This window comes from Halorussus salinus, assembly GCF_004765815.2.
Taxonomy (GTDB): Archaea; Halobacteriota; Halobacteria; order Halobacteriales; family Haladaptataceae; genus Halorussus; species Halorussus salinus.
Map to the genome: position 1 here is coordinate 578,871 of NZ_ML974127.1, position 15,286 is coordinate 594,156.

Genomic DNA, 15,286 nt, shown 5'->3' on the forward strand with positions numbered 1-15,286 from the left:
TCCGAGTTACCGCGAAATAGCGTTGCCTTCCGTCGGCCCGTTGGGACCCTCGCGCTCGGGCAGCGGCGTCGTACACCACTGACAGAAGTCCAGTTCCTCGTCCACGGGCTTGCCGCAGTGGGGACACTGCTCGCCTTCGTCCTCCTCGGGGTCGTCCTGAAGCGCGAGCCAGTAGGCGTCCACGGCGCTGAACAGGCGCACGACCCAGATCGGGAGCAGTTCCTGCCAACTCAGCCCCTGCGTCGCCTCCATCGCGGCGTCGAACGCGGCCGAGACGCTTCCCGAGGCCGCCGCTCCCGTCTCGGGCAACGGGACGAACAGCAGCACGGCGCTGACCGCGAACGCGAACCACATCGCCGAGCGAAGCCACTCCCGGACGTAGACGTGTCCGAGTCCGGGGAGGAAAAACGACAGCAGTGCGCCCAGCCACGGGCGCTTCTGGGAGTTCGTGCGAGTCACTACTCGGCGCTAACCGACCGACGTTAATAAATGCTGTCCCACGAGACCACCGCAATTCATCAATACAGGCGCTCTATTTTAAATATTCCACTAACCGCGACAGCGTTTCGAGGTCGTACTGCCCCGGCGCGGTGGCGTCCGCGGGCTCGACCGGCGCATAACCTATTTTCGAGCCGTAGAGCGGTGCTACCGCCCGCGAGTGGCGTCCGGGTTCGCCCATCGCCATCGTGGCCACGCACTCGCCCGCGGCGTCGAACTCGTGGGTGACCGCCAGCAGGTCCAGCACGTCGCTCCGACTCTCGGCCGTGACCGCGAGTTTCCCCACGTCCGCGACCTCGGTGGCGGTTTCGAGGTCGCCGCGCAACTCGGGTTTCGGCGGCGTGCGCTCGAAGTCGTGGACCGACGCGACGACGCTCGTCCCCGTCCGGCGCGCGCGCTCGGCGACGCGCTCGCCCTCGCCCGCGGTGAGGCTCTTCAGTTCCACGTCCACCGCGCCCACGCAGGCGAGTTCGGCGGCCTCGGCGAGGACGGCGAGTCGGTCCTCGTCGTCCTCGGCTTCGCCGCCCTCCCAGACCGCGCGGTTGGTGGCCAGAACCGGTAGCTCGCCGTCGTACTCCCGGAGTTCGGCGAGCGGGTCGCTGGCGAGGTCCATCCGGAACTCCACGGCGTCGGCGTGGTCGCGGGCGCGGGGTTCGGCGTCGAGGTCGGCGAGACTGGCGGTGAGGACGAACTCCTCGAAGTCCATGTGTAGGCGTTGGCGGGGGCGTGGAAAAGTGTACTCGTTGGGGGGATTTCTGTAGGTAGTAGCGGGGCGTATCGAGGAGAACCGTAGTCGCGGCGCGCCGTCACCGACGCACGCGAATCGAGTTCGTCAGTTCGCTCACCCGTCGAACGGCCGGTGGGAGACGACGTAGCGGTCGCCGTCCCGGCGGTACTCCTCGACCGTGTACAACTGCAACTCGCGCTCCTGCTTGGTCTTGACCTGAAAGTCGTAGTTCTCGGCCTCGTAGCCGAGTTGCTGGCCCGCCGCGAACTCCCGGTGGGCGTCGAGTCGGTCGCGGGCTTTTTCGTCGGCGAACTCCTCGATTTCGGCGAGGCGGTCGTCGAACACCTCCCGGAACTCCGTGCTGAGTTCGTAGCCCACCGAGTCGCGCCCGGCGACCATCGCCGCGAGCGTGGTCGTTCCGGTCCCCCAGAAGGGGTCTAACACCGTGTCGCCGTACACCGAGTACATGTTCACGAGTCGGTAGGGCACCTCGAAGGGGAACGCCGCCGAGCGCGTCCGGAGGTCGTCGTGGTCCAACTGCTGGCCCTCGCCCTGCACGTCGGTCCAGAGGTCCGAGAACCAGTCGTTTCGCTCCTCCCAAAAGTAGGCGGCCTCGTAACGGCGCTCGGCCCCGGTCTCGAACGACCGTCGGTCGCCCCCGTTCCGGAAGAGGAGAACGTACTCGTGTTCCAGCGTCGTGTAGGCGTTGGGCGGCACCATCCCCGACCCCATGAACTTCGTGAGGCTGTTGACCGGCTTGCGCCACAGCACGTCCGGCAGGAGGTCGAAGCCCCGCTCGCGGAATCTGGTGATGAGTTCGGCGTGGTTCGGGTAGAGTTGGAAGCCGTCGCCGACGCTTCTGGTGGCGTCGCCGACGTTGACGGCGGCGACGCCGCCGTCCACGAGGACGCGCGAGAGTTCGTCCCAGACGGGGTTGAGCGCGGTGTGCATCGCCTCGAAGGCGGCCTCGCCGTCGCCGTCGGCCAGTAACTCCTCGATTTCGTCGTCCAACTCCGCGAACAGGTCGTCCCACATCGCTATCATGGGATACGGCGGCGAGGTCACGACGAGTTCGACCGAGTCGTCGCCCAGCGCGGTCATCTCGCGGGCGTCGCCGACGTGAATCCGGTGTTCGGTCTCCATCCGCTCTGTAAGGCGTCTCTGTGGGCTATACAATTCTCTTTCGGTTCGAAACGGTGTGTAACTAGAAACGTTTTCGGAGTCGGGCGGCCGTCACACCGACTGTGCCGTGCGGACCCGACGAATCAGGCCATCGCGGGGGCCTCTTCGGCCTCCAGCAGTTCGTGGTAGCGGTTGCGGATGGTGACCTCGCTGATGTCCGCGACTTCGCTGACTTCCGCCTGCGTGGTCTTCTCGTTGGTCAGGAGCGCGGCGGCGTAGACGGCGGCCGCGGCCAGTCCGACCGGCGACTTGCCGCTGTGGACGCCCTTTTCCTTCGCGGTCTTGAGGAGTTCGCGGGCGCGGTGTTCGGCCTCGTCCGAGAGTTCGAGTCCGGAGGCGAACCGCGGGACGTAGCTCTCGGGGTCGGCGGGCTTGACCTCCAGATTCAGTTCGCGGACGACGTAGCGGTACGTCCGGGCGACCTCGCTCTTCTCGACGCGGCTCACGTCGGCGATTTCGTCCAGACTGCGCGGGACGCCAGCCTGTCGGGCGGCCGCGTAGACGCAGGCCGTCGAGACGCCCTCGATGGAGCGACCCGGCAGGAGGTCCTCGTCCAGTGCGCGCCGGTAGATGACCGAGGCGGTCTCGCGGACGTTGTTCGGCAGACCGAGCGCGGAGGCCATGCGGTCGATTTCGCCGAGCGCCTGCTTGAGGTTGCGCTCCTTGGAGTCGCGGGTGCGGAACCGCTCGTTCCACTTGCGCAGGCGCTGCATCTTCTCGCGCTGGCGCGACCCCAGCGAGTTGCCGTAGGCGTCCTTGTTCCGCCAGTCGATGTTGGTCGAGAGGCCCTTGTCGTGCATCGTGTTCGTCGTCGGCGCGCCGACGCGGGACTTCTCGTTCTTCTCTTTGGAGTCGAACGCGCGCCACTCGGGCCCGCGGTCGACTTGGTCTTCGTCCACGACCAGACCGCACTCCTCGCAGACGGTCTCGCCGTGTTCGGTGTCCGAGATGATGTTGCCGCCACACTCGGGGCAGGCGGTCGACTGCTCGGACTCTTCTTCTACCTCTTCCTCTGCTTCCGTTCGCTTGACTCGCGTAGTTACGTCTGACATTGTTACTCCTCGTTACGGAGATGGCGCGGGCTACCGGGCAGGGAAAACCTGAAAAACCCGGCCTCAGTTCCTTGACCTTCGATTCTTCCGAAAGGTATTTAGTATTTTCGGATTTGTATTCACCGGGTATCGTGAACGGTACACATACCCCGATGAGACGGCGGTCTCGGGCGACCGTCGGAAAAATTTAAGTCGGGTCTCGTCGGTCCGAGTCCGGGGCGGACGATTTAACCTGCCGGACTTCGAAGGCTCGGTCGATGGCAGTCCAGACCGACCGCGTTGCGGCCCGAGTCGTCTCTTTGGCTCCGAGCGCGACTGAGACCCTCCGGGAACTCGGCGCGACCGACCGCCTCGTCGGCGCGACCTACCACTGCGAGGCCGAGGTCCCGGCAGTCGGCGGGTGGCTCAACCCCGACTACGACGCCGTCGCCGAACGGGACCCCGACCTCGTGTTGACCGCCGACGACCTACAGGCCGACGTGACCGCCGACCTGCGCGACAGGGGCTACGACGTGTTCCACGCCGACCCGACCACGCTGGACGAAGTAATCGAATCGTTCGCCGACCTCGGCGCGGCCATGGGGATGGCCGAGGAGGGCGCGGAACTCGCCAAACGAGCCAGAACCCGCCTCGACCGCGTTCGGCGGTGCGTCTCGGACGCCGACCCCGACGAGCGGCCCGTGGTCTACTGCGAGGAGTGGTCCGAACCGCCGATGGTCGCGGGCAACTGGGTGCCCGAGGTGGTCGAAGTCGCGGGCGGGCGCTACCCGTTCGTCGCCCCCGGCGAACGCTCCCGCGAAATCTCTGGCACCGAAGTCGAGACCGCCGACCCCGACCACGTGGTCATCCACGTCTGCGGCCACGGGGCCTGCGCGGACCCCGAGGCCGTCACCGACCGCGACTGGGACCTCTCGGCGGTTGCCCGCGACGACGTTCACGTCGTGGACGACTCGCTTCTGAACCAGCCCAGTCCGCTCCTCGTGGCGGGCGTCGAACGACTCGCGGCGCTCCTCTACCCCGACGTATTCGACGCCTGAGCGCGTCGAGACCGCAGGCGTCGAAACCGAATTCGCCGAGGCCGAATCCGTCGAGGCCGAATCCGTCGAGGCCGAATCCGTCGAAACCGAGTGCATCGAGAGAGTATGTTTCGTCTGCTACCGACGACCGACTCACCGGTACGCGACCGCGACGGCGAGGAGACTCCCGACCCCGCCGCCGAGCGCGATACCGACGACGAGGGCGTCGCTCGCACCGACCCAGAGGGCCGGAGCGAGCGGGAGAACAAGGAGTCCCGACAGCATCGCGGCCGCCCCGAGTCGGCCGCCCGTCTCGCGGTCCACGTCGGGCGTCGTCAGGAGGTCTCGCCGGTCGCGGTAGCGAATCAGCCAGCCGAGCGCGACGCACGCGCCCGCGGCGACGACCACCGTGGCCGTCCCGAGAACTCGGTCCGACACGTCGGCGACCAGCGCGACTCCGAGCGCCGCGACGAGTCCGGCGGCGACGACCGTCCGCTCGTCCATGTTCGGTGGTTTCCCTCCTCGGTGATAAATGTCGGCCGAGAGCGCGCCGTCCGGGAGAACGCAATCGCCAAGTCGGCCGGGCGTCTCCACCCACGCATGCGCGTCGGTGTCGGAAGCACGAACCCCGTGAAGCGCGCGGCAACCGAGTCCGCCCTGACCGACTTCTCCGGTGCGGTCGTCGAGTCGGTCGCCGTCGAGTCGGGCGTGAGCGAGCAACCCGTCGGCGAGCGCGAGACGGTCGCCGGGGCGGAGAACCGCGCGCGTAACGTCCTCGACGCGGGCGACTACGACCTCGGCGTCGGACTGGAGGGCGGCGTCGCCGAAGTCGAGGGCACGGACGGCCTCTTTCTGGTCATGTGGGCGGCCGCGACCGACGGCGAGCAGGTCGGCCACGGCGCGGGACCGCGGCTTCGGCTTCCCGAGTCCATCGCGGGTCGGGTCCGCGACGGCGAGGAGTTAGGCCCGGTCATGGACGACGTGCTGGACATGGCGAACGTGGCTAAAAAGCAGGGCGCGGCGGGCGCGCTGACCGGCCACGTCATCGACCGCGAGGGCGCGTTAGAGCAGGCGCTGGCGGGTGCGCTCGGTCCGTTCGTGACCGAGCTGTACGAGTGAGCGAACGTCGGCGGACGCCGACCGAGCGAGGTCGGTGGCCACTCACTCGTGGGCGCGCTCGGTCTCGCGCTCACCGACCTGCTCGAAATCGAGGTCGCGGTCGAGGGTCACGTCCTCGGTCTCGACCAGATTGCTCATTCGACGTTCGAACTCCTCGTCGGTGAGTTCCCCGCGAGCGTACCGTCCCTTGAGTTCGGCCAGCGGGTCGGCCGTCGAGTCTTCCGCTTCGCGTTCGTCGCTCGACCCCCGGACGGCGGGCAGTATCTCCTCGCCGACCAAGGTTATCGTCGGAACGAGGAGTAACCAACCGACGACGAAGACGACGGCCGATAGCTTCCAGCCGACGAAGAGGGCTGTGAGAATACCGAGCGGGAGCGTGGCGACGGCAACGAGACCGGAGAGGAGAGCCGGTAAGTCGCTGGACATGCCTCTCGGTTGTCGGACGAGAATGATAATTATTGTGACTGCACCGTCGAAGCCGACGCCGAGAAGCGGGCCGCGCGGGGTCAGTCGTCGGTCGGTTCCGCCGCGGCCCGCGCGTCCTTGCTCTCCTCGACGGCCGTGGTCAGCGAGACGTTCAGCCAGAACATCGAAGCGACCCCGCCGACGAGCGTCACGACGTTCTTGACGGCGTGGTCGAGGATGGCCGCGCCCAGCGCGATGCTCCAGCCGATGGGCGTCAGGCCGACCACGAGAAGCGTAAAGGCTCCCTCGTAGAGACCGACGCCGCCGGGCGACAGCGGCAGGACCTTCGCGAGGTTGCCGACACTGACCGCGAAGAAACACACCCCGAGCAGAAGCGGAATCGGGAGCGAGACGCTCGGGAACGCGACCAACACCAGCAAGGCCGTCAGCACGTCGAGCGTCCAGATGGCGAGACTCGACGCGCCGACCGTGAGGAAGGCGCTCCGGTTGCCCGCGACGGTCTGCACGTCGCCGGTGAACCGCTCGATGACGCCAGCCACGTAGTCGGCGTACGAGTCGTTGCTGAGTCCCGAGACGACGCCGCGGACGAGGTTGCGGTCCGAGCGCGCGCTCAGGACGATGACGCCCACCGCGAGGATGGCCGCGAGACCGACGCCGCCAGCGACGTAGAGGGCGGTCTGTCCGGCCGCGCCGTACTCGCCGCTCGACTCGGCTCCCGCGGGTGCGGACCCGAACAGCGTCGATTCGAGGCCGCCGGTCGCGCCGGTCAGCGCGAGACCGACGAGGACGACGCCCGCGAGCATCGTGATGGTCAGCAGGTCGAAGACGCGCTCGACCGCCAGCGAGGCGAAGCCCGTCGGGTAGGGAATCGACCGGCGGGCCTTCACGACGTAGGCCCGCACCGCGTCACCGGCTCGCGCGGGGAACACGAGGTTGCCGGTCTGACTGACGAATATCGCCCCCGTGAGGAAGTTCGCGTCCTCGGTGTAGCCCAGTTCTTCGAGGATGTCGCGGTAACGGGTCCCGCGCAGGGGCCACGAGAGGACGTAGACCAGCGCGGCGAGACCGACCAGCATCGGGTCGGCCTGACTCATCTGGTTCAGGACTTTGTTCAGCGGGAGGTACTGGCCCATCAGCAGGACCGCGACGGCGGTCAGGAAGACGCCCGCCGCGATGGAGACCCGTTTCGTGATGCGCGGTTGGACGGAGAACTCCCACCAACAGCGCATGATTTGGCTTCCCATTCCGAACACGTCCCGGACGATATCGACCTTCGAGTCGCCCTTCGGTTCCCAATCGACCGCGAACTCGTGGATGTCGTAGCCCCGGCGCTGTGCGCGCACGAGGACCTCGGTGTCCCAGAACCAGTGTTCGTCCTCGACCTCGCTCAACACGTCGAAGAGCGCGGTCCGGTCGAAGGCCTTGAATCCGCACTGGTGGTCGCGCATCTCCGACCCGAGGAAGGTTCTGGTCAGTCCGTTGAACCCCCTGCTGGCAACGTCGCGTTTCGCCGGTCGGTCGGCCGTCTCGCCCGGCATCCAGCGCGACCCGGTGGCGAAGTCGTACTCGCCCGACCGGACGCTCTCGACCAGTTCTTCGAGGTGGCGCATGTCGGTGGCGAGGTCGGTGTCGAAGTACACCAGCGTCTCGCCGTCCGCGGCCTCGAAGGCGCGATTCAAAGCTCCGCCGCGGCCCAACCGCTCGTCGCTGTGGTAGTGGCGGACCCGCTCGTCCTCTGCCGCCATCCGGTCGGCGATGTCGGGGGTGCGGTCCTCGCACCCGTCCTCGGCGACGATGACTTCGAAGGTTCCCGCGGGGAGGAATTCGTCTAGCGTGGCGAGCGTCGTCTCGACCGTGTTCTCGATGGTGGCCTCCTCGTTGTAGGCCGGAAGGACGACACTCACCTCTACTCCACGACCGCTCATTATCGAAGAGAGTCTGTCCGGCCTCGTAAGTACCTTCTGCTCCGTTCCAGCCAGTACACGCCCGTAGGCCGGACCTTGTGGCGTCGTTCACGCCGAAAAGCTCTCGTGGAAACGAGTCGTGCCGACGTTACGCTCGGTAATCCGGGCTTACCGACGAGCGGACGCGGAACGTCGGTCGGCCGCCGAGTTCGCCGTGGTCGCTCGCCGTCCGTCGCGGTCCGCCGCGAACTCGTCGCAGTTCGCGAGGGTCCGGCCGGTCGTACCGGCGAGTCGGTCGAACGTTCTCTGGAAACTCCAGATTAACCAGCCGTACCAACAGTCCCCTCGGGGGTGGTTTAGTTCAAGTAAAAACTGATTGAAATCGCAAGACGGCGCGGTGTTAACTCCACGTACCAAATCCCCTAAGGTGGCTTCGGTCGAAGGTGTGAGTAAGGTATGAGCACGACCGCAACTGCTGGCACGACAACCCTGACCGACAAACAACAGCGCATCCTCCAGTACCTCCGGGAGAAAGGGCAGATGAAGACGTACTTCAAGTCCCGACTCATCGGCGACGAACTCGGGATGACCGCCAAGGAGGTCGGCGCGAACATGACCGCCATCGCCGAAGGCGAGTTCGACGTGGACGTAGAGAAGTGGGGCTACTCGTCCTCGACGACGTGGAAGGTCACGGCCTGACGCGGACACCGACACGACGCGAGCGCCACGAGGAGCGCCGAGACACTGCGCCGCGTTGCCCGTCGTAGAGCGCCGCCACGCCCGAGACGCGAACGCTGCTGGCACGTGCTCGGGGAGTGGGATTTCCGCCGTCGGTTCGGTCCCCGTTTTGCTTTTGCGACTACTCGCGCCACGACCGCGTTGCCGACCAGCCGAGCAGTTGCTCGGCCTTGCTCGCGTCGATTAGCCGTTCGTACCCCTCGAACGACCGACGGACCTCGGCGTCGTAGAGTTCGGCCAGTTCCGAACTCGGTGCCTCGACGGTCGTGTCCTCGGCGGCACCGAAGAAGACCTCGTGACCCGCGAAGTCGGCTTTCAGCGCCCGCAGTGTGAGGTCCACCGCGTCTGCGACATGGAGGTACGCGAACAGCGTCTTGCGCGCCTTCTCGAAGAACCCGGCGTCTCGAATCCCGGCCAGCGAGCGGTCGGCCTCGGCGAAGACGGTCCGTAACTCGTCGTCGGTCACTACGAGCGGGAACCGGAGCGACGCGACGGTGGTCGGCGCGCCCTCCCTGCGACCGAACCCGTCGGCGACGACTTCCGCGACCTGTTTGCCGAGACCGTAGGGGTTCGAGGGCGTCAGCGGGTGGGCTTCGTCCACGGGTAGGTACTCGACGCTCACTTCGTCCTCGAAGCCCGCACCCATCGCCGAGAGGCTAGACGCGAGTACCACCGTCTCGATTCCGAGGTTCTGGGCGGCTTCGAGGAGGTGGTACGTCGTCTGGGCGTTGCTCCGGAAGGTGACGTGACCGGGCGATTGGTCGGGGCGGGGAATCGTCCCGAAGTGGGCCACGGCGTCGGGGTCCTCGCGGGCGAGCGACCCGTAGACCTCGCCGGGGTCCAGCAGGTCGGTCCGGAGGTACCGGTCGGCGACTCGCTCTCGGCGGTCTCCTCGGCTCAGGTTGACGGTTCGGTAGCCCCGGTTGGCGAGCGCCGAGAGGAGCGCCGCGCCTAACTCGCCGTTCCCGCCGGTGACTGCCACGGTGTCCATGAGAGAAGACGGACGGGGAGCGACCGAAAAACTACGGGTCGAACGAGATGAACCCGTCGGCTTCGGCCGCGAACTCCGCGGCGGTCTCGCCGAACGAGTCGGCGTACCTGACGAGCAACGTGATGACCGTCTCGGGGTTCTGGACCGCGTAGCCCTCCTCGCGGTCCAGCAGGCCCGCGTCCTCGAGGTCGGCGGCGTACTTGCTCACGGTCGGTCTCGATACGTCCAGCGCGTCGGCGAGGTCGCTACCGGTCGCCGAGGGGTCGCGCAGTAGCTCGACGAGCATCCCCCGCGGCGTCTCCCGGCGGAGGTAGCCCAGTGCGACCTGCTCGAACGAGGAGAACTGTTCGGCCGGGTAGAACCGCCGATAGTCACCGTCGCGTCGGCTCTCGACCACGCCCGCGTCGAGGAGCTGTCGGAGGTGGTGCTGTGCTTCGCCCGTTCCCAGTTTCAGGTCGTCGCGGACCTTCGAGAAGTGCGCGCCCGGCGTCGTCGCGACGTAGCCCGCTATCGCGTCGCGGGCTTCGCTCTCGCCGCTGTCGGCCTCGGCGCGGAACGAAGCCAACGGCGTCGCGGCCCCCAAGACCGCGAACCGGCGGAGCGTCGCCCGCTTATTTTCATCCACTTCGGAACGCTCAACCATCTACGATAGAAGGGTCGGTGTGGAGGATTAAAACACCTTCGGCTTGCGAGTCGGTCGCACGGCCGAGAGGTCGGCGTCGGTCGGAAGCGTCGCCGTGCGGTCGGTCGCGGAGCGGTTCGGAATCGTCGTCTCCGGGAGCTATCACGATTCGCGTCGGCGTCGAGGGACGAACATCCGACAGAAATTTTCGGAATAGGTCGGCGCGGCCGTCGCTCGATAGTCGGCCTTTCGGTACTCGATTCGCGCCTCGAAGCGTGTGCCGGCGGTCGGAAACCGGCGCAACTCGGCACCGCCGCACGACCGTCTCGTCTCGGACCACCTACTTGTACGTTTCCGAAATCTCCAGAGAGATTCGTCTTATCGAGGCGAGCGGCGCGAAAAAGCGGGCGGGTTCGGTTACTTTTCGAGTTCGGCGTCCATCTCGGCTTCCATCTCGTCTACGTCCGGGGCGTCTTCGTCCATCTCCTCGATGACCTCGTCGGCGCTCTTGATGTTCGCGGGGTCCTCGCCCTCCTTGATGGCTTGGGCCTCCTGCTCCATCGCTTCCACGTCCATCTCGGCCTCCTCGTCTATCTGGCCGAGAATCTCCTCGATGTTGTCGAGACCGATGAGTTCGCGGGTCTCCTCGTCGAAGTCGAGGCTGTCGAGTTCGCCGTTGTCCTCTTTCACGTCGCTCCCGGTGAGATGCTTGCCGTAGCGGCCGAGCATCGAGGACAGTTCCTGCGGGAGGACGAAGGTCGTGGATTCGCCCTGACCGATGGATTCGAGCGTCTCCATGCCTTTGTCGATGACGGCGCGCTCGCCCATCGACTCGGCGGATTTGGCGCGGAGGACGGTCGAAACTGCGTCACCCTGCGCTTCGAGAATCTGGCTCTGTTTCTCACCCTGCGCGCGGATGATGTTGGACTGCTTGTCACCTTCCGCGGTCTCGATGGCGCTCCGGCGCTCACCCTGCGCTTCCAGAATCATGGCGCGGCGTTTGCGCTCTGCGGAGGTCTGTTGCTCCATCGCCTGCTGAACGTCCTTGCTCGGGTTGACCTCCCGGACCTCGACGCTCTCGACGCGAATGCCCCACTCGTCGGTGGGTTCGTCCAGTTCGCGTCGGATTTTGGCGTTTATCTCTTGGCGCTTGTTCAGCGTGTCGTCCAGTTCCATGTCGCCCAGCACTGCACGGAGCGTCGTCTGGGCGAGGTTCGAGACCGCGCGCTTGTAGTCCTCGACTTCGAGGAACGCCTTCTTGGCGTCCATGACCTTGATGTAGACCACGGCGTCGGCCGTCACCGGCGAGTTGTCGCGGGTGATGGCCTCTTGGCGCGGCACGTCCAACGTCTGCGTTCGCATGTCGAAGCGGTGGGTCGCGCTCACGAACGGCGGTACGAAGTTGATACCGGGTTCGAGGAGTTTCCGGTACTCGCCGAACACCGTCAGCGCACGCTTCTCCGTCGCGTCGACGATCTCGACCGACTGCCAGATGGTGATGACCGCCAGCGCGAGGACCAATAGCGCGACTACCGTGAAGCCCCCGACCGCGGAGGCCTGTAGTGGAACCAACATACTCGGACTGTTAGCAAGAACGAATGTTAAGCGTTCCCCTCATCGTCGGTGGGAGGGCGGCGAAATTTTGTCAATCGGCGGTGACGGTTGGGGCGCGAGTTCAAATCTCTTCGGTGTCGGTCTCGCGGTCTTCCGCCAGTTCGCGGTCGATGGGGTCGTCGTCCCGACCTTTCGCCAACTCGCGGTCGATGGGGTCCTCGATGGCCTCCAGCGCCTCGACGGTGACGACGTTGCCGCCGCCGGGGTCCACGACCATCACCTCGGTCCCCTCGGGAATCTCGCCCCGCATCGTCCGGGCGGCGTAGTAGGGGTTGAACCCGCCCTCGTGGAGCTTTATCTGGCCCTCCTCGGGCGTGACGCGTTCGGTGACGCGACCGGTCTCGCCCTTCAGCGAGTCGGAGTCGCGGGTGCGTGCGACGCCTTTCCCGCCGTAGAGGTCCAACTCCCGGTACGCGTACAGCGACGCCGCGCCGAAGCCCAATACCAGCGCGGCCAACACGAGCGGCGAGGCGGCCGGTCCGAGCAGTAGTCCGACGGCTCCCGCGAGCGCGAGCGCGACCCCGAGGACGATGAAGTGTGCGCCCGGAATCAGCGCCTCGGCGATGGCGAGTCCGATGCCAGCGACGAGGAGCAACAGCGGGAGCGAGTCCAACAGCGGTGCCATACCAACGTCTTGGGATTCGGACCGGTTAACGTTTTGCAGTCTCGGAGACGACGACCGCCGAGTGTTCCGGGAGTCGAGCGAGAGGAGGGCCGCCCGTAGGAACTTTGCTGTCGTTCTTTAAGAAATCTATACGTTGTCGAAGGCATTATAGAAGTACGTCGGCGGCGTCTCCCGACAGCACTGCCCGTCCGCCGACCGCGCCCCTCGCCTTCGCGCCGACAGCGCCGCTTATCCACCCGCCGAGAGGACGACGCGAGCGAAGATGAACAGCGTCGTAGCGATGCCGAGGAGGACGAAGAACGTGTTCTCCAGCGTCGGCGACCCCGGCTCTATCGGCGGAACGTCGTCCGCCTGCTCGGGTTCGTAGCCGTCTTCGCCGACTTCGTCGGTATCGTACTTCCAGTCCGACATAGCCGAGCGTACGCAGGCCACCGCCAAAAGGCTGGCTACCAGCGTCGAAGCAACGCAACGACGAGCTTCAGATTCGCTCGCGCTCCTCGTGGGTCACGTCGCCCTCGTAGACCACGCCGCGCTCGGCGTCGAGCGTGATGGTGTCGCCGTCCCGAATAGTGGGGTCCAGCGGCGCGCCGCTGATCATCGGGATGTCGAGTTCGCGGGCGACCATCGCGGGGTAGCCCGTCATCCCCGGACGGGCGTCCACGACGCCCAGCAGTTTCGAGGCGTCGCCGTCGAACTCGCCGTCGAACTCGGGGTCGAGTGCGAGAATCGACCCTTCGGGCACCTCCGAGAGGTCGCCGTCGGCGGTCCGGGCGACCGGCCCGGCGACTCGCCCGCGGACGACGCTCCGGCCCGTGGCGATGGTCTCGGCCGCGACGTGGACCTTGAGCATGTTGGTCGTGCTGGTGCCCTCCAGTTCCGACATCATGCCGGAGACGACGACCACCGTGTCGCCGCTGTCGGCCACGCCAGCGTCGAGGGCGGCCTGTACCGAGTCGTCGATGATGGTGTCCACGCCCTCCGCGAGCGGCGTGTACTGGGGGTTGACGCCCCACGAGAGCGCGAGTTCCCGGCGCACCTCGTCGTTGGGCGTCGTGGCGACGACCGGGACCTGTGGCCGGAACTTCGAGACCTTGAGCGCGGTGTAGCCGGATTCGCTGGCCGCCACGATGGCCGACGCGCCGATGTCCCGCGCCAGATAGCGGGCCGACCGGGCCAGCGCGTCGGTCCGGGCGTCCTCGGCGGCGGGGACGCGCTGTTCGCGAATCTCGTCGTACTCGCCGCTCTCTTCTACCTCGCGGACGATGCGGTCCATCGTCTCCACGACCCGCACCGGGTCGTCGCCGATGGCGGTCTCGCCCGACAGCATCACCGCGTCGGTGCCGTCTAACACCGCATTCGCCACGTCAGAGGCCTCCGCGCGGGTGGGTCTGCGGGCGTGGACCATCGAGTCGAGCATCTCGGTCGCGGTGATGACCGGCGTGCCGGTCTGTTGGCACTCGCGGATGATGCGCTTTTGAATCATCGGCACGTCTTCCAGTGGACACTCGACGCCGAGGTCGCCGCGCGCGACCATCACGCCGTAGGCGGCGTCCACGATTTCGTCCAGATTCTCCACCGCGCCCCGGCGCTCTATCTTGGCGACGATGGGGATGTCCGCGCCCAACTCCTCTAACACCTCGTTGACCGCCAGCACGTCCGCGGCGCTCCGGACGAAACTCGCAGCCACGAAGTCGGCCTGCTTCTCGGCGGCGAGTTCGAGGTCGCGGCGGTCCTTCTCGGTCACTACGTCGAGGTCCAAGTCCACGCCGGGCACGTTGACGCCCTTCCGACTGCTTAGGTCGCCGCCGCTCGCGACGCGCGCGACGACGACGCCCTCGCCGTCGTCGTCCTCGACTTCCTCCACGACGGTCTCGATGCGACCGTCGTCCAACAGCACCTTGTCGCCGGGTTCGACGTTCGTGATGGAGTAGCTCAGGCCGACCTCCTCGGGCGTGGCGGTGTCGCCCTTCACGAAGCGAACCGTCGAATCGGTTTCGAGGTGGACCGGTTCGTCGGTCTCGGCGGTTCGAATCTCGGGGCCTTGCAGGTCCACCATCACCGCGAGGGGGTCGGCGGTGGTCTCGTCCACGTGCCGGACGTGGTCCACGAGTTCGGCGCGGTCCTCGCGGGACCCGTGACTCGCGTTGAGTCGAGCGACGGTCATCCCCGCGTCGGCCAGTTCCCGGATTGTTCGCTGGGAGTCCGAGGCCGGACCCAGCGTACAGACGATTTTCGCGTTTCTCATGGGTCCGGGTAGGTCCGACCGCGCTAAAAACCCCCGGTGATTCGCCCGGATTCACTCGGCTCCGAGTTGTCCCTCTCGTCCCGGTGGCGTCGCGCAGTCGGCCGTCGTTTCGCGGGCCACAATCCCTTATTGTATCGCTCCCCAACGAGGAGATATGCCCGAGTACGCCTCCCTCGTGGACGTGCGGATGGACTTCCAGAACGCCCAAGAACTCACGTCGGTCTGGGGGAACATCCGGTCGGACCTCGAAGAACAGGACGCCGACCTCAAGCACACCTACGCCATCCTCGGGGAGTACGACTTCCTCGTCGTGATGGAGGCACCCGACCGCGACGCGGCGTATCAGGCCGGGGTCGCCTTGGAACGTCACGGTCTCGACGCCCAGACGATGGAGATAATTCCGACCGAGGAGCTAGCCAACGTCGTGGACGACCTCTGAGTCGGTTCTCGGACGTGCGTCGTAGCGTCGGAGGCAGAACGAACGCGGCGAACTCGAACAGGGGAAGGCCGAGATGGCGTGAGGAGAT

17 protein-coding genes are annotated in these 15,286 nt (G+C 66.6%); 4 read left to right on the forward strand and 13 right to left on the reverse strand.

Annotation, left to right across the window (positions count from 1 at the left end; translation table 11 throughout):
- Nucleotides 1-6: 6 nt before the first annotated feature.
- The 4 genes from EPL00_RS02895 to EPL00_RS02910 form a co-directional block, all read right to left on the reverse strand.
- Complete coding sequence (locus EPL00_RS02895) at nucleotides 7-459, reverse strand: zinc ribbon domain-containing protein (protein ID WP_135851920.1); 453 nt, start codon at nucleotides 457-459, stop codon at nucleotides 7-9.
- Nucleotides 460-532: 73 nt separating this feature from the next.
- A complete protein-coding gene (locus EPL00_RS02900; RefSeq protein WP_135851919.1) occupies nucleotides 533-1,204 on the reverse strand; it encodes a type I 3-dehydroquinate dehydratase in 672 nt (223 codons plus the stop codon).
- 135 nt (nucleotides 1,205-1,339) lie between these two features.
- Nucleotides 1,340-2,368 carry a DNA-methyltransferase gene (locus EPL00_RS02905; protein WP_135851918.1) on the reverse strand — a complete coding sequence of 343 codons (1,029 nt, stop codon included), beginning with the start codon at nucleotides 2,366-2,368 and terminating at the stop codon, nucleotides 1,340-1,342.
- A gap of 122 nt (nucleotides 2,369-2,490) precedes the next feature.
- Nucleotides 2,491-3,459, reverse strand: a complete 969-nt coding sequence (locus EPL00_RS02910; RefSeq protein WP_135851917.1) for a transcription initiation factor IIB — start codon at nucleotides 3,457-3,459, stop codon at nucleotides 2,491-2,493.
- Between the two features lie 257 nt (nucleotides 3,460-3,716).
- Between EPL00_RS02910 and EPL00_RS02915 the strand changes: the two genes are divergently transcribed.
- On the forward strand, nucleotides 3,717-4,496 hold the full coding sequence (locus tag EPL00_RS02915) for a cobalamin-binding protein (RefSeq protein WP_135851916.1): 780 nt from the start codon (nucleotides 3,717-3,719) through the stop codon (nucleotides 4,494-4,496).
- 132 nt (nucleotides 4,497-4,628) lie between these two features.
- Here the strand turns inward: EPL00_RS02915 and EPL00_RS02920 are convergent, their stop codons facing one another.
- A complete protein-coding gene (locus EPL00_RS02920; protein WP_135851915.1) occupies nucleotides 4,629-4,979 on the reverse strand; it encodes a hypothetical protein in 351 nt (116 codons plus the stop codon).
- Nucleotides 4,980-5,075: 96 nt separating this feature from the next.
- On the opposite strand from EPL00_RS02920, the gene yjjX reads away from it, so the two are divergent.
- A complete protein-coding gene (yjjX, locus tag EPL00_RS02925) occupies nucleotides 5,076-5,594 on the forward strand; it encodes an inosine/xanthosine triphosphatase (RefSeq protein ID WP_135851914.1) in 519 nt (172 codons plus the stop codon).
- Between the two features lie 42 nt (nucleotides 5,595-5,636).
- Here the strand turns inward: yjjX and EPL00_RS02930 are convergent, their stop codons facing one another.
- Both EPL00_RS02930 and EPL00_RS02935 read right to left on the reverse strand, forming a co-directional pair.
- Nucleotides 5,637-6,020: an SHOCT domain-containing protein gene (locus EPL00_RS02930; protein ID WP_135851913.1), complete on the reverse strand. Its 384-nt coding sequence runs from the start codon at nucleotides 6,018-6,020 to the stop codon at nucleotides 5,637-5,639.
- An 80-nt stretch (nucleotides 6,021-6,100) separates the two neighbouring features.
- Nucleotides 6,101-7,945, reverse strand: coding sequence for a flippase-like domain-containing protein (locus EPL00_RS02935; protein WP_135851912.1), 1,845 nt, complete (start codon nucleotides 7,943-7,945; stop codon nucleotides 6,101-6,103).
- Nucleotides 7,946-8,380: 435 nt separating this feature from the next.
- On the opposite strand from EPL00_RS02935, the gene EPL00_RS02940 reads away from it, so the two are divergent.
- Entirely contained in the window at nucleotides 8,381-8,623 is a 243-nt protein-coding gene (locus EPL00_RS02940; RefSeq protein ID WP_135851911.1) for a DUF7123 family protein, read from the forward strand.
- Between the two features lie 160 nt (nucleotides 8,624-8,783).
- Here the strand turns inward: EPL00_RS02940 and EPL00_RS02945 are convergent, their stop codons facing one another.
- From EPL00_RS02945 to pyk, 6 genes are all read right to left on the reverse strand, one after another.
- The gene (locus EPL00_RS02945; protein WP_135851910.1) at nucleotides 8,784-9,653 is read right to left on the reverse strand and encodes an NAD-dependent epimerase/dehydratase family protein; all 870 of its coding nucleotides are present in this window, start codon (nucleotides 9,651-9,653) and stop codon (nucleotides 8,784-8,786) included.
- Between the two features lie 31 nt (nucleotides 9,654-9,684).
- Complete coding sequence (locus EPL00_RS02950; protein WP_135851909.1) at nucleotides 9,685-10,296, reverse strand: winged helix-turn-helix transcriptional regulator; 612 nt, start codon at nucleotides 10,294-10,296, stop codon at nucleotides 9,685-9,687.
- A gap of 396 nt (nucleotides 10,297-10,692) precedes the next feature.
- Nucleotides 10,693-11,850 (reverse strand): SPFH domain-containing protein, encoded by a 1,158-nt coding sequence (locus EPL00_RS02955; RefSeq protein ID WP_135851908.1) that lies wholly within the window; start codon nucleotides 11,848-11,850, stop codon nucleotides 10,693-10,695.
- Between the two features lie 100 nt (nucleotides 11,851-11,950).
- On the reverse strand, nucleotides 11,951-12,514 hold the full coding sequence (locus EPL00_RS02960; RefSeq protein ID WP_135851907.1) for an NfeD family protein: 564 nt from the start codon (nucleotides 12,512-12,514) through the stop codon (nucleotides 11,951-11,953).
- 228 nt (nucleotides 12,515-12,742) lie between these two features.
- Nucleotides 12,743-12,925: a DUF7312 domain-containing protein gene (locus tag EPL00_RS02965; RefSeq protein WP_135851906.1), complete on the reverse strand. Its 183-nt coding sequence runs from the start codon at nucleotides 12,923-12,925 to the stop codon at nucleotides 12,743-12,745.
- A gap of 67 nt (nucleotides 12,926-12,992) precedes the next feature.
- Nucleotides 12,993-14,759: a pyruvate kinase gene (pyk, locus tag EPL00_RS02970; protein ID WP_135851905.1), complete on the reverse strand. Its 1,767-nt coding sequence runs from the start codon at nucleotides 14,757-14,759 to the stop codon at nucleotides 12,993-12,995.
- Between the two features lie 154 nt (nucleotides 14,760-14,913).
- Between pyk and EPL00_RS02975 the strand changes: the two genes are divergently transcribed.
- Nucleotides 14,914-15,198, forward strand: coding sequence for a GYD domain-containing protein (locus EPL00_RS02975; protein WP_135851904.1), 285 nt, complete (start codon nucleotides 14,914-14,916; stop codon nucleotides 15,196-15,198).
- Nucleotides 15,199-15,286: the final 88 nt, after the last annotated feature.